Source organism: Psychrobacillus sp. FSL K6-2843, assembly GCF_038626375.1.
GTDB classification, from domain to species: domain Bacteria; phylum Bacillota; class Bacilli; order Bacillales_A; family Planococcaceae; genus Psychrobacillus; species Psychrobacillus faecigallinarum.
This window is the reverse complement of record NZ_CP152021.1, coordinates 935,723-961,927: the sequence shown is the minus strand read 5'-3', so window position 1 is coordinate 961,927 and position 26,205 is coordinate 935,723. Positions and strand designations below refer to the sequence as shown.

The following is a 26,205-nucleotide window of genomic DNA, read 5'->3' as shown; positions in this document are numbered from 1 at the left end:
TTTCCAGCTATAAGAAACACGTAAATATATATAACTCTTATACATTTAAATAGGCTCACCTCGAATATTATTTCTCCAATCACTAGCTTCTTCCTATTTATCTTCGAGTGAAAAGATATACAATTTCTACTTTCTTATAAATTAAAAAATCTCTTTAAAGCACTCGGCTCTAAAGAGATTTCTTTATATTATTGTTCCTCGTCTTGAACTATATTAGATGTCTCTGGTGCTTCGAATATTACTTGTAAGCCTACCTCTAATCGCTGTGCAGGAGTGCTGTTAGACACCTCCACTGGCAGCTGGAAGAACTGACTAGTTAAAGAAGTTGTACCAGGTTTTTTATAGTTAGTGAACTGAAATGGTCGAATATCCCAAGAAATTGCCACTGTATGCTCATCGCCATCCGAATCAACAATAGTTGTTTGCTTAGGCAGTTGTGCAAGGAACTCATCGTAAGTAATGTCAGAAGGAACTGTTAAAGGCTCTAATGGATTAATAGATTGTAAAGTAACTTCTGACTTTAAAACAATCTTTACATAAGCCGTTTTATTCTTCGTAATTACCAGTGGGTTGGAGTCTGCATGATAAGTTGTTTCTTTATACGCTTCTCCTAATTCAATTTTGTCTACACTCATCGTATCTAACGTATCGAAATGAATCGTGTAAGCACCTTCTGGAATGTCCTTCATTTGATACACATGCTTCTGATTACTTGGCGTGGTGCCTACTTGATAAACTTTATTTGTCTTTTTATTCTTCAAGCTAAAGTTGCTAATATTGGTGAAATCTATCTTATTCATAGAGGAAGTGCTATCTCTGAATAAGCTGACTTGTGTATTCCCCTTTTCAGGTTCTGCAAAAGTCACTTGAATTGTCATATCTAGACGATGTGCTGGCGTACTATTAGATACCTCTATAGGTAAACTGAAGAATTCACTGGAAAGGGTCATAGTCCCCGGCTTTTTATAATTTTCAAATTGAAAAGGTCGTACGTCCCATTTCAATGCAACAGCATGCTCCTCGCCTGTTGAATCGACAATTTTACCTTGTTTTGGTAAGGCTGCTTGGAACTCCTCGAAGGTAATATCATAAGGAACAGTTATGTTCTCTAATGGTTTAATATCCTGTAATGTAATCTCTGATTTTAATACAATTTTTACATAAGTCGTTTTATCCTTCGCAATTACTACAGGATTAGTATCTGGGTGGTAGACTGTTTCTTTATAGGTATCTCCAAGGTCAATGCGTTCTACATTGAATACGTCTGGAGTATTTACCTCGATCGTATATGAGCCCGCTGGGAGATCCTTCATTTGAAATACATGCTTCTGATTGCTTGGAGAAGTCCCTACATTATAAACTTTGTTTGTTTCTTTATTCTTCAATGCAAAATTAGAAACAGTTGCAAAGTCAATTTTATTCATAGAAGAGGTACTATCCTTGTATAAACTTATGTGAGCAAGACCTTTCTCAACCTTTACCTTAGCCTTTACTGTAAGCTCTACGGAATGCTCAACCTTTGTGCCGTCAGCTCTTGTCAACAACATTACAACTGTGCCTGACTTCGCTTCTTCACCAATTTCCGGCTGTACAATTCGACCGTCTACAACCATACCCACAGGTGTAGATGTTAATGTCACTGAATAATCTTCACCAATTAAAGCTGATATTTTATCAAGTAAAATATCTCCTTCTACCAATTCTCCAATTGTGCTTGGAGTAATTTTAGCCGTCTCTGCTTCAGCAGCTTTCAAATCAGCTACTTCCTTAATTAGCTTGTCCGAGTTTGTAACTAAAGCTTTTTGATTATTAGTTAGTTTACTATATTCAGCTTGCGCTACTGAAATCGCATTTTTATATTCTGAAGCACTTGAATCTTTTTTAATTTGATCAATTAATGCTACTACCTTTGCAGCAATTAACTTATCTTCCTTAGCCGCTTTTAACGCTATTAATGCATTTTCTGCGTCCACTAATCTAGTTATGTCTACTAGCTTTTTCTGGTTTTTGGTCAACTTCTCATACGTAGCACGGACTACTTTAATAACTTTTTCATCGCTTTCCTTCACCTTAGAAGCTGGAGGTACTACATAGAGCATTGCCATAAATAGCTTTGCTACAGTTTGATCAATTATTGAACTTAAAAAAGGAGACTTAGAAGAAGTCTTCATCGTATTTTCTATTTGGATTTGAGCCTTTTCTACAGTATCAATTGGAGATGCATAAGCTGCACCCACAAAAGAATTAGAAAGAAGAGATATTACTAAGACAAACGCAACTACTATTTTTTTCATATGCTTCCCATTCATCGAATTCCCCCTATTTTGTATGAATCTTCTTTAAATATTATCAAAATTTAATATTTTCCAAAGATATACATATTATTATCAATTCTATCTATCTATACTTTTAATTTCAAGAAAATTTAGTTTATTAATAAACAACCTATGATTCCAAAGGCATTTCTCTTTTCAAAGTAAAAAAATATAAATGTAAAAATATTACTTAAAATATTAAAATAATACAAAAATTTTAATAAAATTAAATATTTCAGGTTATATTATTTTAATTTTATTCCATAAAAAGGGTTAAAAAGATTTTTTAAATGTCATACTACTAAGACTATTTTTTCAAGAAATAAAACAATGTTAAGGAGTTCTTCTCTTATGGACATAAAAATTAAAAACGAGCCTATCGAACAAAATAGGTGGCTTTTTACAACGTTTCTTCTTTTAGTATTAGCTATTTGCGATAGCTTAATCACCCATTTCGGTTTAAGTAACAGCTATATAGAAGAATCCAATCCACTTATGCGCTATGTATATGAAAACAGTGTATTTATATTCTTCTCGATTAAAATCGTTTTGCCGCTTCTGTTTATGTATATTATGACAAAATTAAAGCCTAAAGCTTATTTGCAGCTCCTTATAGCGGGTGCCCTATTCCTTTATGCATTTGTACTGTTCAAACATATATTTTGGTTATATATGTTGTTTATTGCATAAGTAAAATTTGCATGGCGAAAAAAATCCAGCAACTATTTAGCCGCTGGATTTAACTTATATCGGATTTTTTCTTCACGTTCCCATTTTTGCAGTAAAGGAAACGGATCGTAGGCCCATTCTGTACGTCCATTGTATTTGTACATTCCATAATGTAAATGTGGTGCAAACTTACCAGATGTACCTTTCTTGCCGTAGCCAGAACTTCCTACATAGCCGACCACTGTGCCTGGCTCTACAATGCTTCCTTCCTCTATTCCTTTAGCGTAGCCTGAAAGATGGGCATAATAATGATACGTATTATTAACATCTCTAATCCCTACCCGCCAGCCGCCATAGTCATTCCACCCTTTAGTTTCCACTATCCCGTACGTTGCTGATTTTACTGGAACTCCGCTATAGGCAAAAAGGTCTGTTCCCTCATGCATACGTCTACCGCCCCATCCCCGTCTGTCTCCCCACGTACTGCGGTAGCTGTAGTCATGCCGAATAGATAGTACAAAGGCTCGTTTATCTAAATTTAGCACTTCATATGTCTTATAAATTTTAGCATTCGTCATGATTTGTTTGACCGTTATTTCTTTGTCGTAGTATTCCCTTAAAGCCCTTTGGAAATCCTTTTCAGAATGCACTCTTGGACTTAAATACTGGACAAGCGTAAACATGACGTCCTCATCATTTTGACGATCAGCGAATCCGTCATTATTACCATCTCGACCTTGTCCATCAAAAAATGAAATAGTGGTTAAATTAGTATCATCCCCTAGCGGATTCAGTGGTCCCACCCAAAAGTCATCTGTAAACTGAATAGCTACAACTCCATCACGCTCTGGTAAATCTTTTCTAACCTCTTGAATATTTCTTTCGTATTGGTCCACTGCCGCCAAGTAATACCAAGGTAATGTATCTGTAGAATACCTTATATAATAATCCATCCGCTTGTCTAAAATTTGCTCGCGCGTGAGTTCCTCGGCTGCCGAAACCTCGGAGGTAAAGAACAGAAATAGGAAGCCGATGGATAAAGATTTTACAAGTAAGCGCATCAAATCAAAATACCTCCTTTTTTATTCTTTCAGTAGTTTCCCCAAACAAACTAATTTCATGAATCAAAAATGGAAACATATTTAATGGTCTTTTGAACAAAATAAAAACGACTGTCCAATGTAAGACAGTCGTTAAAGTCAATTTTTACACGCTTCAATAAATTTTTTAAAAATGGCAATGGATGGGGCATCTTCTTTATTTACCAAGCATTCTGGATGCCACTGTAAACCTAATACAAAAGGATGATTTTCACTTTCAAATGCTTCTATAATTCCATCACTAGCTAAACCCGAAATTTTGTATCCCTTAGGAACTTCTCGTACAGCCTGATGGTGAAAGCTGTTTACTTTTATGCGATTTTCTCCAATTATTTGCTTCAGAACTGTTCCTTCATTGACCTGAACATAGTGTGAGGCGTGAGTTCTTGTTGCTTTTTGATCGTGCTGCAGGAGATCTACTTTCACCTGATCGTATATATCCTGATACATATCACCGCCAGCAGCTATGCTTAGGATTTGAGCCCCTCTACAAATTCCTAAGATTGGTTTATTTTGCTCAAGCATCTTTTTAATCAGAGCTATTTCAAATTCATCCCGTTCTGGTACGATATTTCCTAGACCTCTATGGGGCTCTTCGCCAAAAAGAGTTGGGTCAATATCTCCGCCACCTGTTAATAGTAGTCCATCTATTAAATTTGAAATAGACTCAATGACATCGATCTCCATATTTGGTAACACAATAGGGACGCCACCGAATCTTGCAATCGCATGAATATTGTCGGTCGGTACAGAAAGTACAAGATCCGTTAAATTCGAGGAAACACCAATGACTGGTTTCATAGAAACCTCCTTAAAATTTTCCTATAATTATACAATAAATATAAATATAGCGAATAATGTAAAATGACTATTAATTCTTCTGTAAAACAGGTAAATTCATAAAGTTTTTGTAAGCAAATCCCTGTACCTCTTCTTCTGAATAGCATTTCAATAACTCATTTATCAAAACTGGGAAATCAGAGGATTTGTGAAGACCATTTGTATAGAAATCCATGCCATCAAAATCAGAGCCTAATCCAATTCGCTTAACTCCTCCCAACGAACATAGATGATCAATATGCTTGATGAGATCAGATATTTCGGCTGTGTCCTTACCATTAATAAAAGGAGGATAAAAAACGACATGGATATGCCCACCCTTATCAAACATTGCTTTTATTTGTTCATCATTTAAATTTCTTGGATGTTCACATAGATTACTTGTATTCGAGTGAGAAGCAAATGGAAAATTTGCTAGATTCATCACATCCCAAAATCCTTTTTCACTTAGATGCGACACATCTGTTAAAACTTTATGCTCATTGTTTAAGAGCACAACCTCCTTACCAAGTAGCGTTAGTCCTCCTCCTCTTGGCTCTCCTGCTCCATCTGCGCATAAATTGGCATTATTCCACGTTAATCCAATGGAAAGCACACCGAGCCTATATAAATGACGCAGCTTCATCAGATCGTTCCCAAACGCATCTGCTCCCTCTAATGCTAAAATGGCACCAATCTCTCCATCCTTTAACTTTCCTAAGTCCTCCCACTTTTTTATATGCTTCATCCTTGGATTTTTTCCCAACACTTCCGTATAGAACAAATCGATTTGCTCTAAAGCATGTGCCCATTTCTGATCATCTGGTATATTCGGGTAAATAAAAACGGCAAAAAATTGCGCAAGGACATTTCCCTCTGACAATCGCTCAACGTTTGTTTCTATTTCAGGAGCATCCGTAAAGGTAAGGGGATTTACTTGATAAACTCTTCCTCGTTTGGCTAACTGTAGCTTCAACAGTGCATCACAATGCGTATCAATTATCTTCATTTTTTCATTTCCTTTCTGACGAGCGAGTTGCTTCGTTCTTATTAGTTCTCATAATGCAGAGAGTTGACCTATAATCGGACGGCTCGCTATCATAAACAGACACTACACTCTTAATCGGACAAATTTAATCGTAACTTTTGAATATTTGACGAGAGCTATAAAAAATACGATTTATTTCCCCGTTATTGTCTTTTAAAAACTCGATTGGATTTTCTTGGTCCTCCAACGTACCGATAAATAAATTACCCTCTATAAATCGGAGAGGATTATTGCCTGCATTAGATATAATAGCCAAACTGCCATCCACAATGTCTACATTAACCTTCATACCTTCACCAGATACGAACTTTCCTCTGTATTTTTGAAGCTTTTCTAAAGGCAAGTCTTTGGTTGTAAACTGAATATGCTTTGCAGTTGGCTCCCTACTCTCCAGCACATTTAATGCTCCTAGGAAAAACTTGTCAGATGGAACATCCGCTAAACTACTTAATAGCACACCAGAAATTGCTTTTTCGGGTAAGATACCCATAAAAGAAGATACTCCCTTCAATCCACCACCGTGATTAATAAAGGTCGTTCCAAAATAGTCAGGAACCACACGTAGTCCATAACCATAAAAGCGTCCTTTTTCAAACTCCACATGAGGGTAGATCATCTGCTCTACACTATGCTCTTGAAGGATTCTCTTATCCCCAGCCATGCCTTTGTTTAGAAAAATATTCAAATACTTAAGTATGTCATTTTGAGTGGATTTCAAATAACCTGCTGCTCTCATAGAAGGCGCATCCCACCATAGGGGAGCCTCATAAACTTCTAGTCCCTTAGAGGTATGCTTAGACATATATAAGCTCGTTACATTATCTTTTTCTTCTATTTTTGATAGGTCAAAAAAGCTATTATCCATTTGAATAGGCTGTAAAATATATTCTATAATATAGTCCTCATAGGTTTGTCCACTGACACGGTTAATGATAATCCCAAGCAGCCCATAGCAATCATTAGAGTAGCTAAACTCCATGCCTGGTTCTCCAAGCAATTGAAAATCTTGATTAGAGATGTAAGAGATTAGCTCTTCGTACGTATCAATAGCCGCCTCCGGATTATTAACTAAATCCAGCCCATAATCCTTGGCCGACGGATCTTGGTCAATGCTTCGCTTCCTAGCATAAACATGAGTTGCAATAGGGGGTAGCCCTGAGGTATGGGTCATTAAATGGTGAATCGTGATTTTCTTTGTTTTCTTTTCATCCTTGGTCTTAAATTCAGGGAGATACTTTACAATTTCATCATGAACAGATAGTTTTCCAGCCTCCTGAAGTTGCATAATCGCAACACAGGTAAAGGATTTTGTCATCGAGGCTATCCCAAATACAGTATCAGCATTGATTGGGAGAAGATTCTCGACATTTCTGTATCCAAATGCTTTTTCATATATTCGTTTATTGTTTTGGTTAAAAGCAATTCCCACTCCAGGGATCAAATGCTCTTCTATTAAATCATTCGCATATTGCTCGAAAAGATCCATCTTTTCAATTTTGTTTACCATTCTGAAGTCCCCCTTTATTAGCACATTTAAGCTTGTCCATTCTCTTGGAAATATTTTATCATAATACCACCTTCAAAAGACTAAATTTTTAGAAAATAAAAACAATATTTTGCTATATTCGTTTGAAAACATAGGACTCTTCATCTCAAATAAGGCAATCGTCCAAAAATATATATGAAGTACAAGGATAAGCTAGAACTCAATCCTCTTGTTGATCTAGCTTATCGTAATACCGTTGTAGAAACCCTTTAAAAATAGAAGCCAGCACTTGTTGAAACAACATCCCAAGAACTACTGGTATGGCTACGGCTGGTTGGAAATACGTAGTTGCTAGCACTACACCGGCACTAATATTGCGCATTCCTCCCGTAAAGGTCATCGCGATAACGGTAACTTTTTCTTGTTTTAATAGCTTTCCAGCTAGAAAGGAAAAGACATAGCCTAATATGGAAATAATAATTACTACTATTCCAAGTCCTATTAACCTATAGTTCTCCTCCAATAAATACGGAGCAACAACTGCACCATTTAGCATGACTACAATACTCATCCCTAATTTCGAAAATGGTGATAGCCTGGCACTTAAAATGTCTACTACCTTCCCCTTGGTCACCTGGTTTAAAATCATCCCTGCAATAGATGGGATAACTATAGTCCAAAGTAAACCAAGCATCATACCCACTGCATTAATTTCCACAGTTCCTCCTACAAGGAGGTCTAGCGTTAGAGGAACAATAACTGGAGAAAGAAGTGCACCTATTAAAATTATAGTCAGTGCTAGCACATTGTTTCCCTTTGAAATTGCAACCCATACAAAGCTCGTAATTCCAGTAGGAATCGCCATGGCTAAGACCATCCCTGTAATAGTTAGGGTTTCTCCCGGGAACATAAGATGACCGATTCCAAGTGAGACTAGTGGCATGATAATATGCAAAATAGTTAATGTAACAAATATTGGTAACGGGTGTAAAACAGCATCTTTAAACGAAGCAAAGTTTGAATTTAAACTTCCGGCAAAGGTCATGAACGCGAAAATCCAAGGTATTAACCAAGCAAAATCTACAATATAGTCAGAGATCAGTACGCCGATAACAACACTTATTGGAATAAAATACGCCATCGTCTTCTCAAGAAATTTATTTATGTGGAACATGATTGCAGCCCTCCCCATCTATCTTTTATGTATTTCATGAACCTCACACAAAAGAATAACCATATCTATTCTTTCATATATTTATATATCGGTTATAAAGGGAGGCTTATATGGGATATTATGTAAAGGTTGAAAAAGGTGTGAATATTTACATAGAGGATGTCAATCCTTCCGCTAATAAAACCATCTTATTCATTCATGGATGGCCAGCTAATCATCAAATGTTTGAATATCAATTCAACCAACTCCCTGTACTAGGATATCGTTGCATCGGCGTTGACTTGCGCGGCTTTGGAAAATCCTCCAATCCATGGAGTAGCTACTCGTACGATCGGATGGCAGACGACATTCGAGTTATTATAGACACCCTTCAGCTAGAAAGTATTACTCTAATCGGTCATTCGATGGGGGGAGCGGTAGCTATCCGTTATATGTCCCGTTATAAAGGACACCAAGTAAATAAACTTACTCTTGCTGGTGCAGCAGCCCCGGTTTTCACAATGCAGCCCGACTTCCCTTATGGCACCTCAGTGGAAATAGTAAATGAATTATTAAACAAGACTAATAGTGATAGACCTAGGATGGTACAGGATTTTATTGACATCTTCTTTCAAAGTTACTTAAGCGAAAGTTTCCAACATTGGTTTCAAAGTCTATGCCTAACCGCTTCCGGACACGCAACAGCGAAGTGTCTTGAAACGTTACGAGACGAAGACTTAAGGAGAGATCTCCCTGGGATTCAAGTACCAACACTCATCCTTCATGGTAAATGGGATAAAATTTGTCCCTATGTGCTAGGTGAACTCATGCATGTCTATATTAAAGACTCTACATTAGTGTCATTTGAATATAGCGGTCATGGATTGTTTTACGAGGAAAAAGAGAAATTTAACGAAGAAATTGCAAAGTTTATAGACTAAAATCAAATAGGAGGAAAAAGATGATATGTCCAAATTGTAGTCATGATCAAGTGGTAGGGAATTATTGCTCAGGTTGTGGTAATTATTTGTTAAGACATCAAAGAGAGGCTGTCAAGGAATCGGTAATCGCTACAAGCATTCCCTCCGTTGCAGCAAAAGATCACTTAGCCTCTTTAAAGAATTATGCAAGGCAATATAGTAGCTACTTTATTCGCCAGTTAAAAAGCCCTTCGCATGCATTCAGCAAAGGGGAAGGTGACTATTCAAATGCAGTTGTCAGTATTCTATTATTTGTAGCTCTTTTTTGTATATCTATTTATTTATTTACACTCAATCAACATTGGAGTAATCCACCGAGCTTCCTATCTTCATTTACAGAAATGTATTTTGTCACCATTATTTTAGTAGTGATAGCGGTACTTTCGATATTTTTTATTAATACTATTTTTGGACCGCAGCATTCTTTTAAGAGTATTATCAGCTTTTATGGTGGGCAGTTACCAATTTTATTAATAGGTGCAACGCTATCCCTTATCCTTATGTTTTTAAAATCATTTTCCTTTGGAAATGGGATTCTTACTATTTGTTTAATTTTGGCTATATTATTTATACCCCTTTATATCATTAGCGCTATATTGACGAGCAAACAAGAAAGCTTTGAACCATTGTATGGATTCCTTTTATATATTGTTCTTTTCTTTATGCTTATGCTAATGATTACTATGATGATTGGCAATCTGACCATTAATAGCTATGTACAAAATTTAACTTATTTGTTGAAGTAGCTGCATTGTTTATTCTTTTAAACGGTTGTTAAATTTTAAGTAAGCAATATCAAACTAGCGAAAGGTTTTGCGTAACTGGAGCTAGACTAATATAAAAAAGAGAAACCCAAACGGATTTCTCTTTTTTTAATTCACCCAATAGGTGGATGAATGGGAATGGAATTAGAATCATCTGGACTAAAACTGTGACCAATTGGCGGATGAATTGGAATGGATGCTACATCACTTGCTGCGCTAGATCCAATTGGTGGATGAATCGGTATCAGTGTAATCACTACACCTGCTAGTGTAGCCAAAAACAAAGCCTTTACTGATTTTTTCATGGTTTACACTCCCCTCTATCGATTAGTAAGCTGAACTACCTTTTCAAACTTCCCTTCTTGTCTATAGTAATCTGTCAAAATAACTAAAAATTGATGGTGGGCCTCTTTAAAATCCTCTACCCTTGCTGTATAAGGTACTAATTTTTCCTCTAAAAAAAGCATAGCCTTTTCCTTTTCGTTATCTAACAATAACAAGTAAAAGTTTGTGAACAAACGATAATGTAAGACTTTCTGTTTTTTCGTCTCCATTTTCAATAATGTAAAACTCTCCCGGCACTCATCCCATTGTTCTAAACGAAACTGGGTTTGTGCCAAATTATATAAACAGAGGAGATAATTTTCCGTATCTTTGGGGATATTCGCGGCACTTTTTTGAAAGTATTCCACAGCTTGCTTGTAATCTCCCATACGTTGATGGAGATCACCTATATTATGATAAATTTTTGGAAGCAAATGCTTTTGATTTAGCATCTCTATGCTTCTTAATAAATGATTATATGTTTCCAAAGCCTCATTAAAAATTTTGGCACGTGAATAGTTTAAAGCCAGTGACATTAGTGTATGAAGGATTCTCTTAAAATTGTATTGATTGCTATAAAATTGCAAAGCTTTTTTGCCATAAATAATGGCTAGGCTAGCTTCATCCACATGCCCCTTCACTACTGCAAGATGGTAATAAATTTCGCCTTCAAATGTTCCCATTTCTGCTTTATCTTGAATGATTCGCGTTAGCTGCCTGTCTGCCTCTTCATATCTCCCCCTTAACATTAAAATTAAAGCACCAAAGTATAAAAGTAAATACTTCTCATATTGGGAAAAATTTTGCCTTTGTGCATGGAGCCATTTTAACTGATAATCTGCTGCTTCTCTGTTATTTATTAATAAATAATAGCGTAATTTGTAAAGCTCATATAAATAGATAAAGTCCGTAAAAACGATTAATTCTCTATACCCTTCTAGTTGCTTATAAGCATTCTTTGCCTTTTCCTCTTCTAAATAGTGGATATGACTCAAAAACTCTTTTAATAATTCTAGAATATTCCATTCGTTAGCTTGAACGTCCTGTAAGTCGATGCTTAACCGTTCAAGCAACAAGCGGATTGTCTCCACATTTGCTTCCTTGCTATTGTTTTCTATTTTACTGAGATGAGGCACGGAACATATTCCCATGGCAAGACTATTTTGTGTTAACCCTCTTTTTGTACGATAAAATTTGATCAAAGAGCCAATCCTCATGGTATCCCTCCTAATTATTGCAAAATATTATTTCCCAATAAACAAAATATTCAAAACATGGTAGTTTTATTATTGTACTACAAAACTAAAACGAAAAGGAGTTTTCACAGATGAGCAAAGTAAAAATGGCAATCGCAAGTCTCTTAATCGCAGGGTCACTAGCAGCACCAGTACAAGCTAGCTCTGTGGCAGAAACACCATCTTCTAGCGAGGACAGAAATTCTGGAATCGGCCAAGAAAAGTTTCGAGTTTATGTAGAAACGAACGACAAGTCATCCAAAGCATCTCTAGCAAGCCAATATGAAGTTAGATGGGAGCTTTCGGATAATGGATTTTCTACCGAAATGAACGAAAAGCAGTTCCAGGCTCTACAAAACAATAAAAATATTACTGTTACAAAGGTACCTGTTGTAACGCTAGATTTACCAGCAGAACAATCTATTAATGAAATAGCAGATAACGAGATTGCTGCTAGAGCATCCCAGCAAGTTCCTTGGGGTATTAAAGCTATTTATAATAATAGTAGTTTAACTACTACTTCTGGAGGAAGTGGTATCAATATTGCCGTACTGGACACTGGAGCAAATATAGCCCACCCTGATTTAGCTAATAGAGTAGAACAATGTAAAAACTTTACTGGGGCAACTACAGTCATCAATAATAGCTGTGCAGATGGTAATGGACATGGTACCCACGTTGCGGGAACAGCTCTTGCAGATGGAGGAAGTGACAAAGGTGGAGTATATGGGGTAGCACCTGCTGCTGACCTATGGGCATACAAAGTACTGAGCGATAGCGGTTCTGGTTATTCGGACGATATTGCTGCAGCAATCAGACACGCTGCAGATCAAGCTTCTTCTACAGGAACAAAAACAGTTATTAATATGTCTTTAGGATCTTCTGGAAATAATAGTTTAATATCAAATGCCGTTAACTACGCTTATGGTAAAGGTGTTTTAATCATCGCTGCAGTTGGTAACTCTGGGTACGCACAAGGAACAATCGGTTACCCAGGTGCTTTAGTCAATGCAGTAGCGGTAGCAGCTCTTGAAAATACACAAGAAAATGGAACTTATCGCGTAGCTAACTATTCTTCTCGCGGATATACTTCCACAGACGGTGACTATGTCATCCAACAAGGTGACATCGAAATCTCAGCTCCAGGCTCCGCTGTATACTCTACTTGGTATAACGGTGGGTACAACACAATTAGCGGAACCTCAATGGCAACACCACATGTCGCAGGATTAGCTGCAAAAATTTGGGCACAAAATCCTTCATGGTCTCATACTCAACTACGCTCAAACTTACAAAATAGAGCAAAAGCAGTAGACATTAAAGGCGGATACGGAGCAGCAACTGGAGACGACTACGCTTCTGGCTTTGGTTTTGCTCGCGTACAATAATAACTAAATAGAACTATTACAGGCTTGTATCAGGTGCCAGGCACCTGATACAAGCCTGTAATATTGTTGTTTAGTAGTTGATGATTTGGTCTCCGTTTTTGGTTTTGAGCATTAGACCGTATTCGTTTGTAACACCTTCAATTGATACAATAGATAATGGACCAGATAGTTTGCCATCCTTGCCTTTGTCTATTAGTTGCTCTCCGTTTCTTTTTGGATTGATCGGACCAAAGTCAATAGAGAAAGCATTTTTCTCTGTGGAAAAGACAGTTTTGTTTTGGCTATTTGTATATTTCACCTTTGTACCATCAGTATCAACCACTATTATGGATGCCTGCTTGGAAATAGTAGCTTGATCTTGGGCTAGAACTGCCCCATTTAAATACTTTATTGGTGCTAACGCAAACGTAATCTTTTCGTTATTCAGGTCGTTATCCTTAGTTTTCCCTTCACTTACTTCTCCAATTGAGAATGGTCCTTCTATCACTCTTAAAGCTACTTCCCCCCATCCAACAAATGCTGGAATTGCTTTTCCGGCTGGTTGCTGAAGAATGGAGAAATCAGTTATCGAATTTGTTTCTACATTTGCAGTAAATGTCCAATTCCCCTTACTATCAGCCTTTACTTTCCCAATAGAAAGCCCATTATTTTGGAAAAAGAATAATTCGTAGTTTGGCTGTGCTGTGCCTTTTAACTCTATTTTGCTGGCGTTAATACGATAACCAGATGTTCCTGCTTTAACGTTAAACTTAGTATCCAGCTTGACTGGGGCTACAGAGACATTAGCGGAAATATTAAATAATGAACTGGATGTCAAATGATAGGTCCCGTTAATCACATCACCAATATCAAGCTCTGCTTTAAATGAATCTAAGGAAATATTCACTCCTTCATTTTGGAATATATCATTATAAAGCTTCCAGCTATATTTGACCCCTTCCGTAGACACAAAATAATTATTTTTAATGTCAATATACCTTATTTTTTTCTTGGTAATTGCAGCTTCCTTTGCAGGAGAATAAAGATTAAATACTCCTGAAGTTTGAGATTCTACTACTTTATTTTTACTGATTTTATGAAAGGAAACGGTCTTATCCAAAGCTGGAGTGCTAGTATCCTTAGCGGTGAATACAATGCTGACAACCCCATTATTATCAGTAGTTGCATTTACTGACTTAGATCCTGCGGTGTTATTTGCCACTCCATTAACAGAAATCAATTTGAGACCAGCTGGCACATCAATCCGAATAGATTGGTTACTTGCGTTATTAAAAGCAGCAGTAAGCGCTAAAACATCAGTTGTCTCTTTGTGTTGGACAGTTTGGTCTCCAATAAAAATCGGTGAAATATTACCAGGAACAGTAAAACTGACTGAACTAGTTTTGTATTTAATCGTGTAAGCCGTGCCTGGAAGTTGAACGGAAGTTTTTAATGTAACGCTAAAACCATCGCCACTTAACGTAGCACTGCTAACGGTCATACCATTATTAGCTGTAAATTCAGCTGCCTTTACTGAAGATATAGACCGGTTCAATTTAATAAGAACAGTTGTGTTATCCACTCTAGAGACAGAAACAACTTGAATCGGTAAAATCGTTTGGATATTATTTATTCTAGCCTGGAGGCTGTTTTCCCATCTTAATGTTTCAGCATTTAAAATGGCCTGTGCCTCATATATTTTTTTCGCGGCCTCTGTATGTCTGTTCTTCCTCATATCCTCTTCTGCACCCTTAGCTAGCATATGAACCGTCACATCATTTTTTAACTCTGCAATTAGCTTTTCAGCCGGTCCTTTAACTGCACCTCTTATACGATCACGAGTCGACTGACCATAAACCCGATCTAACAGTATCGTCTGCTTTCGGAATTCTGCAGTCATTTCATGATAGGCTTTTTCCACCTGTTCTAAATTATTTGCCTGTACAGCTAAGGAAAGTGCATTTGTTTTGACATGAATTTTAGTGCTTGCCGTAATAGCATCCAAATAACCTTGGGCTCGCTGAAGTTGAATTTTTGGCTCTATTAACATAGATTCATACTTCAATCTCTCTGAAAAGCTTTCCTTTGCAATTGCTGCCTCCGCATTTCCTATTGCTTGCTTAACATTATTAAATTGTTCCCATGGCTGAGTTATTCCATCTGCAGAGCCTTCTACAGAAATAGCCCATTTCAACACATTTCCTGCGTTTTGGGCATCAACCACTAGCTGTTTAATATTAATAGCAGCCTCCACTTGCAAAGTAGGTGATACAACAACAATGGCAGAAGCAGCAACCACTGCTGAAGCGGTCATCCTTTTCATTTTTTCCCTCATTGAATATTTCTCCCTTCCTTTCGTTTGTCGCTCAAGTTAATATATGTTACTCCCAAATAAACTTATGAAAATAATAGATATTCAATACTATTAGCCCATAAAGTTAACCGAACGATAAAGCCTTACTATGAAAGGAAGTCACCTAGACAAATAGATTTAAAATAAAAGAATTATTTTTCACTATCAAAAAACCACACCAAAGCTCATAAGCTATAAGTGGAGTCTTTTACATTGAGTTTTAGGTAAATATAATTCTTCTGCTTTTTTAGGTAATAGTTTCTGACTTAATCAAACCTGTGTAAGATATTTAAAGAAATTTGTTAGGCTTCACGAGAAAGATATATTATTAACTTTTGTTGCCTATCTTTTTTCCAGTATATTAAGCTTAATTACTATTAGATTTTTACTCGTTTATTAAAAGATAACAATCCATTAAAAGTAATTAGTAAAAGCTCCATATCCAAAGTAAACTGTCAATAACGATAATACGGCAAATACAATACTTTCAACTATACTACCTGTTCTAGTCGTAATTGGTAATCGTACTGTTACCTTTAATGGAAAAAATAGTTTTACTCCGTTCTTTGTCGCCATGTCCAATATAAGATGGCTAGCTACTCCAACGGATATCCCCATCATAATTGCCTTATTCCAACTAAAATAATTCATCATAGCAGCTAATAGTAATATAAATAACAGACTGTGTGTGAAGGAGCGGTGTCCGAAAATCTTGTTAATAATTTTGGACAAGAAAGGGAAAGTTCTTCCTATCTTACTTCCACCGTGACAAATGTCCGGTAAAATAGCTCCTATTACACCCCCTACTACTAAAAGCACTGGGTCATAATCTGTTACCTGTGAAATAGCAAGACTTGCTGCAAGACCGCCAATGATGTGAGTGTTTCCTGTCATGCTAAATTATTCTCCTTTTTCTTATGTATGACAAAGCATGAATCATTCTACACTATTTGTTTTTATTTCTAAATAGGTGAAATCTCGCATCCTAGCAATCTGTTTAGGCATATCGTTCCGATTTTTTTAAAATAATCTTTCTCCCCTATAAAAAACAACCAATCTCTGCTCAGAAGATTGGTTATTTCATTTTATAATTTTATATGAATTGCTAGATTTTTAATTTGCACATAGTTTTGAACGGCTAAATGACTTTTTTCTCTTCCAATCCCACTCTTTTTATAGCCACCAAAAGGCATCTGCACACCACCAGCTGCTCCATATGTATTTACAAACACCTGACCTGCCTCCACACGGGCAGCCACATAATGAGCAACGTCAATATCCTTTGACCATACGCCCGCAACGAGACCATATTCCGTATCATTGGCAAGCCCAATCGCTTCTTCTATTGAATGAAAGCGGACAACGCTTAAAACAGATTTCTTCCTGTACGTAATTATTATCATGACAATGATTGTGGGGCTAATATAAAAGCTATTCTCATAGTCATTTACTTGTATCGCTTTTCCACCGTAAACTAAGCTATGATTCTCGTAAATCCCCCTGATTTGTCCCAATTGGAACGGATTGTCGTAAACTAGGCTCTGATTGTAGTAAATCGCCTTTAAGTTATTCTAATTAGAAGGCATTGTCGTAAAGTACCGTGGGATTGTAGTAAATCAGCCACCGATTGTCGTAAAATAGGCTCTAATTGTAGTAAATCGCCTTTAAGTTATCCTAATTAGAAGGCATTGTAGTAAAGAACCGTGGGATTGTAGTAAATCAGCCACCAATTGTCGTAAACTAGGCTCTGATTGTAGTAAAGCAGCCAGGAGTTGTCCCAATTAGAAGGCATTGTCGTAAAGCAGCCCGGAACTTTTGAATAAAATAAAAACGAACAACAAATCATCACATGTAAAGCCCTATGACAAACTTAATTGTCATAGGGCTTTTCTATTTTATATGGCGCTTGGGCGTAAATCTGCCGGTAAAGGATTTTTGTACCCATCTCCTACCTGCTTCAACAATTCTTTCTTCGCTTCATCAATGAGGTGTGGATTATCAAATAGTTCCACTGCACTTGCTGCTATTACTTTACCTGCATTGAGGAGACCTTTATGTGCCAAAGTAGTTTTCCCTTGTGAAACAAGCTGCCATGTATGCAACGGTGTTCCTGCTACAAAGCAAGTCGTGAAAAATTGAGCGGTTGGAACGATCCAACTGACGTCGCCAACATCCGTTGAACCTTGCATAACCTCACGATTTTTCACATAAGGAATGATTTCAGTGAAAAATGGTGATTCCTCAGAATAAAATCCTTCCGATACTGTGTATGCCGAAAGCTTTTCTGCATCAATCACTGCAGCCTCCACTTCCTCGGCAGTAATCGTTGCAGCCATCGCCTTAGCATATGCCATCTCTTCTTCATTATAAGTAGGCAAGCCAAAGTACTGTAGCTTTTCATTCACTACAACATTCAACGCATGGTTAGGGATATAGTTAGAGCAAGCTTTATCAAATTTCACGGTCATCTTGGTGCCTGTCATTAATGCAGCTCCCTCGGCAATTTTAACAACACGCTGGTAGATGGATTCCACATCTTTTAAATGGGGGGCACGGATTAAATACAATACCTCCGCATCTGATTGCACAACATTTGGTGATGCTCCCCCTGAATTGGTTATCGCATAATGAACCTTTGCCTCTGAGATAATATGCTCTCTTAAATAGTTAACCCCGACATTCATAAGCTCCACCGCATCTAAAGCACTTCTGCCAAGGTGAGGTGAGTTTGCTGCGTGGGCTGCCTTCCCTTCAAACGAGAAATATACCTGATAGTTTGCAAGAGATGAAAAAGAAAATATTCCTGAATATGAATTTGGATGCCATGTAAGAGCGGCATCAATTCCTTCAAACACTCCATCACGAACCATATATGTCTTACCTGATCCGCCTTCTTCTCCAGGGCAGCCGAAGTATTTAATCGTTCCCTTCACTATGCCTTCTTTTATTAAATCCTTTAAAGCAAGGGCTGCTGCAATGCCTGCAGTTCCCAATAAATTATGCCCACAGCCATGGCCATTGCCGTTTTCAATGAGTGGCTCTCTTACTGGCGAACCTGCTCTTTGGCTAAGACCAGACAACGCATCAAATTCACCTAATATGCCGATGACCGGTCCACCGTCACCATAGGTAGCAGTAAATGCTGTCTCAATGTCACCTACTCCACGCTCTACCTTAAAGCCCTTTCTCTCTAGAAAATTACTCAATATCTTAAACGATTCATATTCTTGAAAGCGTGTTTCAGGAATATCCCAAATGCGATCACTCAATTGAATAACTTCTTCTTGATATGTCTCTATTAAACTAGCTATTTGATCTTCTATGTTAATCATTAGCGCCCCTTCTTTCATGTTGATAAATTTGTTCGATTGTAGCTAACCAAGTATGCAATGCAATAGGTAGCACCGCTTCATCGATATCAAATCTCTCATGATGATGGCCAGCTGCTAGTGTAGTACCAAAAATGGAATAAGTGGACAGACCGCCATTTTGTTGGACACGCTCCATCATGAATGTCGCATCCTCGGAGCCAGCTGCAAAATCAGCAATTGGAATTGTTTGATTTACATCTGACACATCTTTGGCTGCATTTATCACAAGTTCTGCCAATTCTCTTGAAGACGAACAGGTTCTTGCGGCTCCAACAATTTCATAGGAAAGGTTTGCACCGTGCATTTGGGCTGCTCCTTCTAATACAGAAATAGCCTGGTCATGAACATATGTATGCACCTCGCTATTCTCACCACGAGTTTCTAGCTTCAATGTGGCATGAGAGGGAATAATATTTCGGCCATCCCCTGCCACACAAGTTCCTACATTAATCCGAGAGGCTCCTCCGCTATGTCGTGAAATAGAATGAAGACCAAGAATCGCAGACGCTGCTGCCAATAATGCATTTGTTCCCTTTTCAGGTTCTGCTCCAGCGTGTGCAGCCTTCCCAGTAAATTTTGCATCTATTTTGGAAGTAGCTAAAAAACCATTTGATCCCCCAATAACTGTTCCTAAAGGGGCACCGGTGCCAACATGCATACTTAGGAGATAATCGACATCATCCACAACACCTGCGTCTACCATCGATTTTGCTCCACGAACCCCTTCTTCTGCTGGCTGGAATATAATTTTAATGGTACCTTCTATCTTTTCTTTATTTTGCGATAGTACGGTTGCCAGTCCTAAGCCTAGCGAGCTGTGGGCATCATGACCACAAGCATGCATCCTTCCTGCATGAGTAGAGCTAAACCCGTTTAACTCAGGAGCATGACCTGCTTCTTTTGATTCCAAAATGTCTAAAGCATCCATATCAAAACGGAAGGCAATCGTTGGTCCTGTTTTAGTTCCTTCTATCGTACCTACTACTCCAGTATAGCCACCGACCATTTTGTCTATAAATCCAATATGTCCGCCATTCGTTCTAGCACTTTCATAAACCTTCGTCAAAATTTCCTCTGAAGGGACACCCATGCGCTCCTCCGAAACCACTTCTTTTCCAACCTGCACTTGAAAGCCTAAACTCTGCAGTTCATTGGCGATAATTGAGGCTGTACGAAACTCCGTCCAGCCTACCTCCGGATACTTATGAAAATCTCTTCTCCATGCAATAATTTGCTTCAATGAATTAGAAGGGATTGTAAATAAATTCAATACGTTCACTCCTCATTCATTTATTTATAAATATAAGGACACTCCTGGTCCAATCGGAATTCCGAAAAATGCAAAAACTAACATTAGAGCTATCCATACGATTAAGAAGATGATCGTATATGGAATCATTAACGACATAAGCGTACCAATACCTGCTTTCTTATCATAAATATGCATAAACGATAAGATAATCGCAAAATAAGGATTTAGGGGAGTCACCATATTCGTCGAGGATTCCCCGATACGGTAAGCAAGCTGGATAAACGCTGGATGATACCCTAATAGCATAAAAATTGGGATAAACACTGGACCAACTAGTGCCCATAATGCCGAACCACTGATGATAAATAAACTTAGAAATGCAACCAAAATAACAAATAATACAATGACAAAAATATTCGTCATATTGAGTGCACTCAAAATATCCGCACAATTGACGGCTAACCAAATGGCTATATTAGACCAGTTAAAATAGGCAACAAATTGAGCAATCATAAAGATTAACACTATGTAACCAGACAAACTACCAATAGCCTCTGTCATAATTTTAGGTACATCAGCTGTGGATTGTATTTTTTTAATAGAAACGCCGTATACAATACCAACAGTTACAAAGAACAAGAACAATATAGGAACAATTCCTGACAAAAATGGAGAGCGCAAAAGAGTGCCGTCCTCATTTAAAAGTGGTGAATTTGGAATCAGCATACCAATAATTACAATAGCAATAAAAATAATGGCAGCAATTAACGTATTACGTAAGCCCTTCTTTTCCAGAGGACTAATTTCTTTTGTAAACGCTTGTTGCTCCCCTGTATAAGTACCAAGGCGCGGTTCAACATATTTTTCAGTAATAATAGTACCTACAGCTGCGAGTAAAAACGTAGAGGCACTCATAAAAAACCAATTATCTAAAGGTGTTACTATTACGTCGGGATTTATTCCCTTAGCAATTTCAGTGGAAATACCGGATAGTAATGCATCTGTACCAGCGATAAGAACATTTGCTGTAAAACCAATTCCGGTACTCGCTACCCCTACAGCTAAACCAGCAAGAGGGTGTCTTCCGACTGATAAGAATACTAAGGCAGCCAATGGCGGAATTACTACGAAAGCAGCATCTGAAGCAATGTTTCCTAAAATACCAATGAAGAATACAGCGAAGGTAATAATTTTTTTAGGTGTGTTAACAATTGCACGCTTCATAAGCATTTCTAACAAGCCTACTTTTTCAGCTAACCCAATTCCCAACATGATCGTCAGTACTAGACCAAGTGGAGCAAAACTAGTAAAATTTGTAAGAGTATTAGCTAGAATAAACTGCAGACCTTCCCCTGACAGAATACTCTTAACAACAACCGTTTCCTGAGTATTCGGATGGACGACCTCTGCTTGGAAGAAATTTAAAATCCAAGAAACTATCGTTAATGCGAGAGTTAGGTAGAAAAAAAGAATAAATGGGTCTGGTAACTTATTACCTATTCTTTCAATCAAAGATAGAAACTTGGAAAACTTGCCGTTCTCATTCACCTCTACACTGTTAGTTGTAATAATAATCACCCCTTCTGTTATTAAAAGACACTTTTTGCACCTGTCTTTAAACAATAGGGTAAACTATAATAAAACAAAATTCAACAAATTTTTAGAAAAAGGAGAACATTAAAACAATGGCTCGTATATTAATTTTTACGACTGAAAACTCACTGGGATGGGTCAAGAAGGTAGAATTTCTTCCGACTGATCCGTGTGAATATATTTTTAGGGTATATGAATCTCTTGAACATTTAAAAGAGATATTTTTAAAGCAAATTACCTTAGTCGACGGTATTTTATTTAGTGGTCAAATCCCACATTTTTTTGTGAAAGAGCACTTCCCCCAAGTTGACATCCCTATGTTGCATTTTGATGTCACTCAAAATGATTTTTATCGCACATTGACGGAGTATATGTATACTAACAAAGACATTCAAATGAAAAGATGTTTGATTGATTTTTTATATGATGAGAACGATTATTTAGGGGTAAAGGAATGGACAACCGAGGAGGACTTTCCATATATCTTTGGAGCTACTATGCAATCTTATGCTGATCAGCAAGTGTACGAAAAAATGTCAGAATATCACATAAAGCTATGGCAGGAAAATAAAGTAGATGTATGTATGACTAGACTAAGCCGACTACCTGACATGTTAAAGCCTTACGGAGTTAACCTTATACTAGTTGTTCCATCAGAAAGAAGTATGATTATCCAGATTGAGGCATTACTAAAAGAAATTCAACTTCTACAACTAATCGAAAATCAAGTAGTCATTGCCCATTTGGAGTTTACCATCAGCCGCGATAATATCCGAGATTTAGAATACCGCCAAATGTCACTTTATAAGGCGATATTAGATTTCAGCAGAAAGAATAATATGAAGTTTATCATTCATCAAAGCGCTCTATATTATGAAATTATTACAAACTTTAGCGATTTCAAAATTATTACCGGGGAAATGAAACAATGTCAGCTAGTTACTTTTCTAACAACCGAACTACCCTTTGCAGTTAAAATTGGTTGGGGAATTGGTCATTCCATACAGGTTGCTCAGTTAAACGCAGAAAAGGCATCTCATCTTTGTACAGCAACCGAAACACAATCTTACATATTAACAAAGGAAGCTCATTTGATAGGACCTTTAGGTAACGAGGAGCAGATTCTTGTAGACACAAAATACGATTCCAAAATAGAACTATTAAGCGCAAAATTACACACCTCGTCGCTACAAATAAAAAAAATAATAGCCGTGATGGACAAATTGCAAACTAACATCCTTGCGGCAGAGGATTTAAGCATTCATTTAGGTATTACCGAAAGAGCTGCCAACAGAGTTTTAAAAAAATTAGAGGAGAGTGGGGCTGCAATTGTTACAACTCAACAGCAAAAGAAGCTGAGAGGGAGACCTAAAAAAGTTTATCAGATCCAGTTGGAAGATATTTAAAGACTGTTTGATCTTAAGATGCGTGTTCCGTCTATGCAATTTTTAAAGCGTGATTAATTATTTCTGCTTTTTAATTTGAAGCTCATACAGCTTTCTAAGTGCTTATTTTATCGCTTAATAAAGAAAATAAGTTATTAATATTAGCTGAGAATGCTTCAACATGCTAATACAACTTTCCTATTTTACCTAAAGGGACAAGGCATCGCAGCAAGACTTTAAAACTATCCTCTATACTTAAGAAAAACAGCTGAAAAACTCAGCTGTTTTCTATATTTTAATATATGGATTTAAAAGCTTTTTGTACATAATAGGTTCTCCGCTTTGTTGAAATGGATAAAAGCCTAGATTTTTAAAATAAACAGGTAAATCGCTAGTATTATCCTTACCTATTTCATCTTCACAGGTGGTAAGTAAGATCATTTCAACATTTAATAAAACAAGCTGCTCCTCAATCTTCTTATAAAAAACTTGACCAACCCCCTTGCCACTCCAGCTAGCATCAATTTTTAAAGAATGAAAAATCGCAATAAGTCCAGAGAGTTTATTAATATCGCATAACCTGTCTAAGTTTCGGAGAGAATAGGATAAACTTTTAGATAAACAATCTGCTTCACCACAAACTTCTATATAAGAACTCTTTTGCGTATTAAATAAATGTAAGCAAGCCTCTCCGATTTGAATTGGTTCTTCTGTTCCATCCTCATATACAATTCCCTGAGCAAGAACATTAATGAGAGAAGTACCTTCCTCCATATTAAGCTGATAATCTATGTACACATTAGCTGTATCCATCATTTTCTCCCCTTAGTATTGTGAATAGTTCTTATTTTTTATCTTCATTTATCATAATAGATATTTAGACTTAAAAGTATAGTTATTTTTGACAATAATATGAACTTCAAATTTATTATCTAATAAAAAAAAAGCGACTGCGTATGGAGCCAACAGTCGTTTCCTCAAGGAGAAACCCTATATATTTTTTCGTCAAGCAGTCAGCAATAAGTCATCCTTGTATGTCGGAGTATCTGCCTAACAAGCCAAAAGTATTAATCATCGCGTGCATTCTTTCCTGTTGTTTAATAAGGACGTATTTGGAAGCGGCAACCTTAACAGTCATTCTGTTATAAAACGTAAGAAGACATTCCCCTTGTCCTAGCTCCTCTATATGAAACAAGTGATTAAATATCCATATACACTCCAAATTATTATAGGACATCGTTGGAAAAGCAGCAATCTTCCCTGGTTCTATTATAATTGGAGGTTTTTGAAAATAACTCATTAACCTTTTAGTCGCCTGCATTCGACCTTCTAGTGTAGAAGCATGACGAAGACAAGCATTTTCTAGCAATTGAACCACTGATAAATTGGATTGAAGGATCCCATGCTTAGTAGTTATTCTGGAATTATATCCATTAGTAAAACCTGACTCAAGCATAAGAGTATTCATCGTTATGAACAAAGAATCACAATAAATCAGCTAACTCCCTCCCCAAGTTTCTCCTTAGTTAAATAATACTAAAACATTTATCTCTTGTATAGTTAAATTATACTGAATAATTGTAATTATTAATATATTATGTAATTTTATATATTTTATTATCTTATATTAAGATTTCTTAGTATGTTCTTCACGTTTCCCCAGGCATACTTTAAATTCGGTTGTTCGCTCCTTTTATTTTGACAGGTTATATTGTTGCTACCTAGGAAAAAACAATCATGCATGATGGAAAAGGGATATATAGTGAATAATTTTGAACAGGTTCTAGAGAAATATAAACCAATGATTTCTGCCTGCTTAAGAAGATTAAACATTTATAAAAATCATGATGCATTCAAACAAGCAGGATTTATCGCTCTATGGAGGGCTTGGATAAAATATGACTCTTCGAAAGGAGATTTTACTCCATTTGCTAATAGAACCATTTATGGAGCAATGCTAGATGAATTAAAAAAAGAAAACCTCATAGAAGAACGATTTCAATTACTAGAACATGACCGGTTGAGCAATCTGATAGATCATGACCAGCTTTTGCATATAGAAAATGAGCAATTGGCAACCGTGTTAAAAAGACTTCCTTCCCACGAAATAGAATTATTACTATGGATATATGTTGAAGAAGTTTCCCTACAGCAAGCTGCAATAAAAGCCGGAATATCTCTTTCCGGTATAAAAAAACGCAAAGAACGGTCGCTAAAAAAATTGAGGAAGGAGATGAGTAATTAACTGCATCATTACTGGTAAATGAAATCCTCTTAGCGCTTGTGCCACCGTTTGTTTTTATTTTTATAAGTTTACAATACCTAAGAATTTACTGCTTTAAGAACGTTACATTAGTAAATAGCTCCAGCACATTTAAATTTTTCTGTGTTTGGTTAACTTTTTAAATGGGTATTATTAGAACAAGACCAAGAGGGAGTGATAGGAATGTCAAAAATCGACAAGCAAGCAGTACTCATTGGAGGCATCGCTGCCTTCGCCATTATGTATTTATATAAATTAGAAAATCGTGAAAAAGCAAAGGTTGCAATGAAAAACACTAAAGCTAAAGTGGAATCTTATAGAGACTCACGAAGACACGCACCTACTCAAATGACAAAAGCAGGTTTCTCGGATCCTGGAGATCCAGATGATAACCGTATGATTGAAGAAGGTGCAATGACAAGCGTGCAATATTACAATGAAAAAGTACAAGACGGGAATGGCAAAAAAGATTTCCCTAAATCACAAAAAAAGAAACAAGCACCAATTACGGAGGAATCTCTGCAGGAAGATAACAATGATTCCCCCGCTAAACAAGAAAACACTAAAAGAATACCACCTAAATAATGATGAAAAGCCTGTACTTTGTTATTTGCAAAGTACAGGCTTTTCATATTAATACCAAATAGATGCGTCTTGTAAGATTATCTATTAAACTTAAAGGGTAATAACAAAAGTAAACTAATCTAAGCAGGATGGGAGAAATGTAG

23 protein-coding genes are annotated in these 26,205 nt (G+C 36.8%); 7 read left to right on the top strand and 16 right to left on the bottom strand.

Annotation, left to right across the window (positions count from 1 at the left end):
* Window positions 1-188: 188 nt before the first annotated feature.
* Complete coding sequence (locus MKY94_RS04760; RefSeq protein ID WP_342578138.1) at window positions 189-2,309, bottom strand: hypothetical protein; 2,121 nt, start codon at window positions 2,307-2,309, stop codon at window positions 189-191.
* 357 nt (window positions 2,310-2,666) lie between these two features.
* Between MKY94_RS04760 and MKY94_RS04755 the strand changes: the two genes are divergently transcribed.
* Complete coding sequence (locus tag MKY94_RS04755) at window positions 2,667-3,005, top strand: DUF5658 family protein (protein ID WP_144537380.1); 339 nt, start codon at window positions 2,667-2,669, stop codon at window positions 3,003-3,005.
* Between the two features lie 32 nt (window positions 3,006-3,037).
* Here MKY94_RS04755 and MKY94_RS04750 read toward each other — a convergent pair whose 3' ends face one another.
* The 5 genes from MKY94_RS04750 to MKY94_RS04730 all read right to left on the bottom strand — a co-directional run bounded on the left by MKY94_RS04750 (window position 3,038) and on the right by MKY94_RS04730 (window position 8,611).
* Window positions 3,038-4,045 (bottom strand): M23 family metallopeptidase, encoded by a 1,008-nt coding sequence (locus MKY94_RS04750; protein WP_151113743.1) that lies wholly within the window; start codon window positions 4,043-4,045, stop codon window positions 3,038-3,040.
* Window positions 4,046-4,183: 138 nt separating this feature from the next.
* On the bottom strand, window positions 4,184-4,885 hold the full coding sequence (locus MKY94_RS04745; RefSeq protein ID WP_144537378.1) for a gamma-glutamyl-gamma-aminobutyrate hydrolase family protein: 702 nt from the start codon (window positions 4,883-4,885) through the stop codon (window positions 4,184-4,186).
* A gap of 70 nt (window positions 4,886-4,955) precedes the next feature.
* Window positions 4,956-5,912: a dipeptidase gene (locus MKY94_RS04740; protein ID WP_151111053.1), complete on the bottom strand. Its 957-nt coding sequence runs from the start codon at window positions 5,910-5,912 to the stop codon at window positions 4,956-4,958.
* Window positions 5,913-6,036: 124 nt separating this feature from the next.
* Complete coding sequence (locus MKY94_RS04735; protein ID WP_342578137.1) at window positions 6,037-7,458, bottom strand: serine hydrolase domain-containing protein; 1,422 nt, start codon at window positions 7,456-7,458, stop codon at window positions 6,037-6,039.
* Between the two features lie 199 nt (window positions 7,459-7,657).
* Window positions 7,658-8,611 (bottom strand): bile acid:sodium symporter family protein, encoded by a 954-nt coding sequence (locus MKY94_RS04730; RefSeq protein WP_225215875.1) that lies wholly within the window; start codon window positions 8,609-8,611, stop codon window positions 7,658-7,660.
* A gap of 110 nt (window positions 8,612-8,721) precedes the next feature.
* Between MKY94_RS04730 and MKY94_RS04725 the strand changes: the two genes are divergently transcribed.
* Window positions 8,722-9,531 (top strand): alpha/beta hydrolase, encoded by an 810-nt coding sequence (locus MKY94_RS04725; RefSeq protein WP_342578136.1) that lies wholly within the window; start codon window positions 8,722-8,724, stop codon window positions 9,529-9,531.
* 20 nt (window positions 9,532-9,551) lie between these two features.
* Window positions 9,552-10,316 carry a Yip1 family protein gene (locus tag MKY94_RS04720; RefSeq protein ID WP_342578135.1) on the top strand — a complete coding sequence of 255 codons (765 nt, stop codon included), beginning with the start codon at window positions 9,552-9,554 and terminating at the stop codon, window positions 10,314-10,316.
* Between the two features lie 131 nt (window positions 10,317-10,447).
* Here the strand turns inward: MKY94_RS04720 and MKY94_RS04715 are convergent, their stop codons facing one another.
* Window positions 10,448-10,639: a hypothetical protein gene (locus tag MKY94_RS04715; RefSeq protein ID WP_340844216.1), complete on the bottom strand. Its 192-nt coding sequence runs from the start codon at window positions 10,637-10,639 to the stop codon at window positions 10,448-10,450.
* Between the two features lie 15 nt (window positions 10,640-10,654).
* Complete coding sequence (locus MKY94_RS04710) at window positions 10,655-11,875, bottom strand: helix-turn-helix transcriptional regulator (protein WP_191696565.1); 1,221 nt, start codon at window positions 11,873-11,875, stop codon at window positions 10,655-10,657.
* A 110-nt stretch (window positions 11,876-11,985) separates the two neighbouring features.
* Here MKY94_RS04710 and MKY94_RS04705 point away from each other — a divergent pair, with 110 nt between their 5' ends.
* Window positions 11,986-13,281: a S8 family serine peptidase gene (locus MKY94_RS04705; protein ID WP_342578134.1), complete on the top strand. Its 1,296-nt coding sequence runs from the start codon at window positions 11,986-11,988 to the stop codon at window positions 13,279-13,281.
* 70 nt (window positions 13,282-13,351) lie between these two features.
* Here the strand turns inward: MKY94_RS04705 and MKY94_RS04700 are convergent, their stop codons facing one another.
* From MKY94_RS04700 to MKY94_RS04675, 6 genes are all read right to left on the bottom strand, one after another.
* Window positions 13,352-15,595: a hypothetical protein gene (locus MKY94_RS04700; protein WP_342578132.1), complete on the bottom strand. Its 2,244-nt coding sequence runs from the start codon at window positions 15,593-15,595 to the stop codon at window positions 13,352-13,354.
* 432 nt (window positions 15,596-16,027) lie between these two features.
* The gene (locus MKY94_RS04695) at window positions 16,028-16,507 is read right to left on the bottom strand and encodes a metal-dependent hydrolase (protein WP_151111069.1); all 480 of its coding nucleotides are present in this window, start codon (window positions 16,505-16,507) and stop codon (window positions 16,028-16,030) included.
* Between the two features lie 191 nt (window positions 16,508-16,698).
* Window positions 16,699-17,127 (bottom strand): aldehyde dehydrogenase family protein, encoded by a 429-nt coding sequence (locus MKY94_RS04690; protein ID WP_318245380.1) that lies wholly within the window; start codon window positions 17,125-17,127, stop codon window positions 16,699-16,701.
* Window positions 17,128-17,508: 381 nt separating this feature from the next.
* Window positions 17,509-18,945 (bottom strand): M20 family metallopeptidase, encoded by a 1,437-nt coding sequence (locus MKY94_RS04685; protein WP_191696567.1) that lies wholly within the window; start codon window positions 18,943-18,945, stop codon window positions 17,509-17,511.
* A complete protein-coding gene (locus tag MKY94_RS04680) occupies window positions 18,938-20,254 on the bottom strand; it encodes an amidohydrolase (RefSeq protein WP_191696568.1) in 1,317 nt (438 codons plus the stop codon). Before MKY94_RS04680 ends, MKY94_RS04685 begins: the two co-directional genes overlap by 8 nt.
* Window positions 20,255-20,278: 24 nt before the next feature.
* The gene (locus MKY94_RS04675; RefSeq protein ID WP_342578130.1) at window positions 20,279-21,814 is read right to left on the bottom strand and encodes an AbgT family transporter; all 1,536 of its coding nucleotides are present in this window, start codon (window positions 21,812-21,814) and stop codon (window positions 20,279-20,281) included.
* Between the two features lie 107 nt (window positions 21,815-21,921).
* On the opposite strand from MKY94_RS04675, the gene MKY94_RS04670 reads away from it, so the two are divergent.
* Entirely contained in the window at window positions 21,922-23,235 is a 1,314-nt protein-coding gene (locus MKY94_RS04670; RefSeq protein WP_342578128.1) for a hypothetical protein, read from the top strand.
* 267 nt (window positions 23,236-23,502) lie between these two features.
* Here MKY94_RS04670 and MKY94_RS04665 read toward each other — a convergent pair whose 3' ends face one another.
* Window positions 23,503-23,988 (bottom strand): hypothetical protein, encoded by a 486-nt coding sequence (locus MKY94_RS04665; protein ID WP_342578127.1) that lies wholly within the window; start codon window positions 23,986-23,988, stop codon window positions 23,503-23,505.
* Between the two features lie 250 nt (window positions 23,989-24,238).
* Window positions 24,239-24,682: a competence protein ComK gene (locus MKY94_RS04660; protein ID WP_342578126.1), complete on the bottom strand. Its 444-nt coding sequence runs from the start codon at window positions 24,680-24,682 to the stop codon at window positions 24,239-24,241.
* Window positions 24,683-24,976: 294 nt separating this feature from the next.
* Between MKY94_RS04660 and MKY94_RS04655 the strand changes: the two genes are divergently transcribed.
* Together MKY94_RS04655 and MKY94_RS04650 are read left to right on the top strand one after the other, a co-directional pair.
* Entirely contained in the window at window positions 24,977-25,459 is a 483-nt protein-coding gene (locus MKY94_RS04655) for a sigma-70 family RNA polymerase sigma factor (RefSeq protein WP_342578125.1), read from the top strand.
* A 201-nt stretch (window positions 25,460-25,660) separates the two neighbouring features.
* Window positions 25,661-26,062: a hypothetical protein gene (locus tag MKY94_RS04650; RefSeq protein WP_342578124.1), complete on the top strand. Its 402-nt coding sequence runs from the start codon at window positions 25,661-25,663 to the stop codon at window positions 26,060-26,062.
* Window positions 26,063-26,205 lie beyond the last annotated feature (143 nt).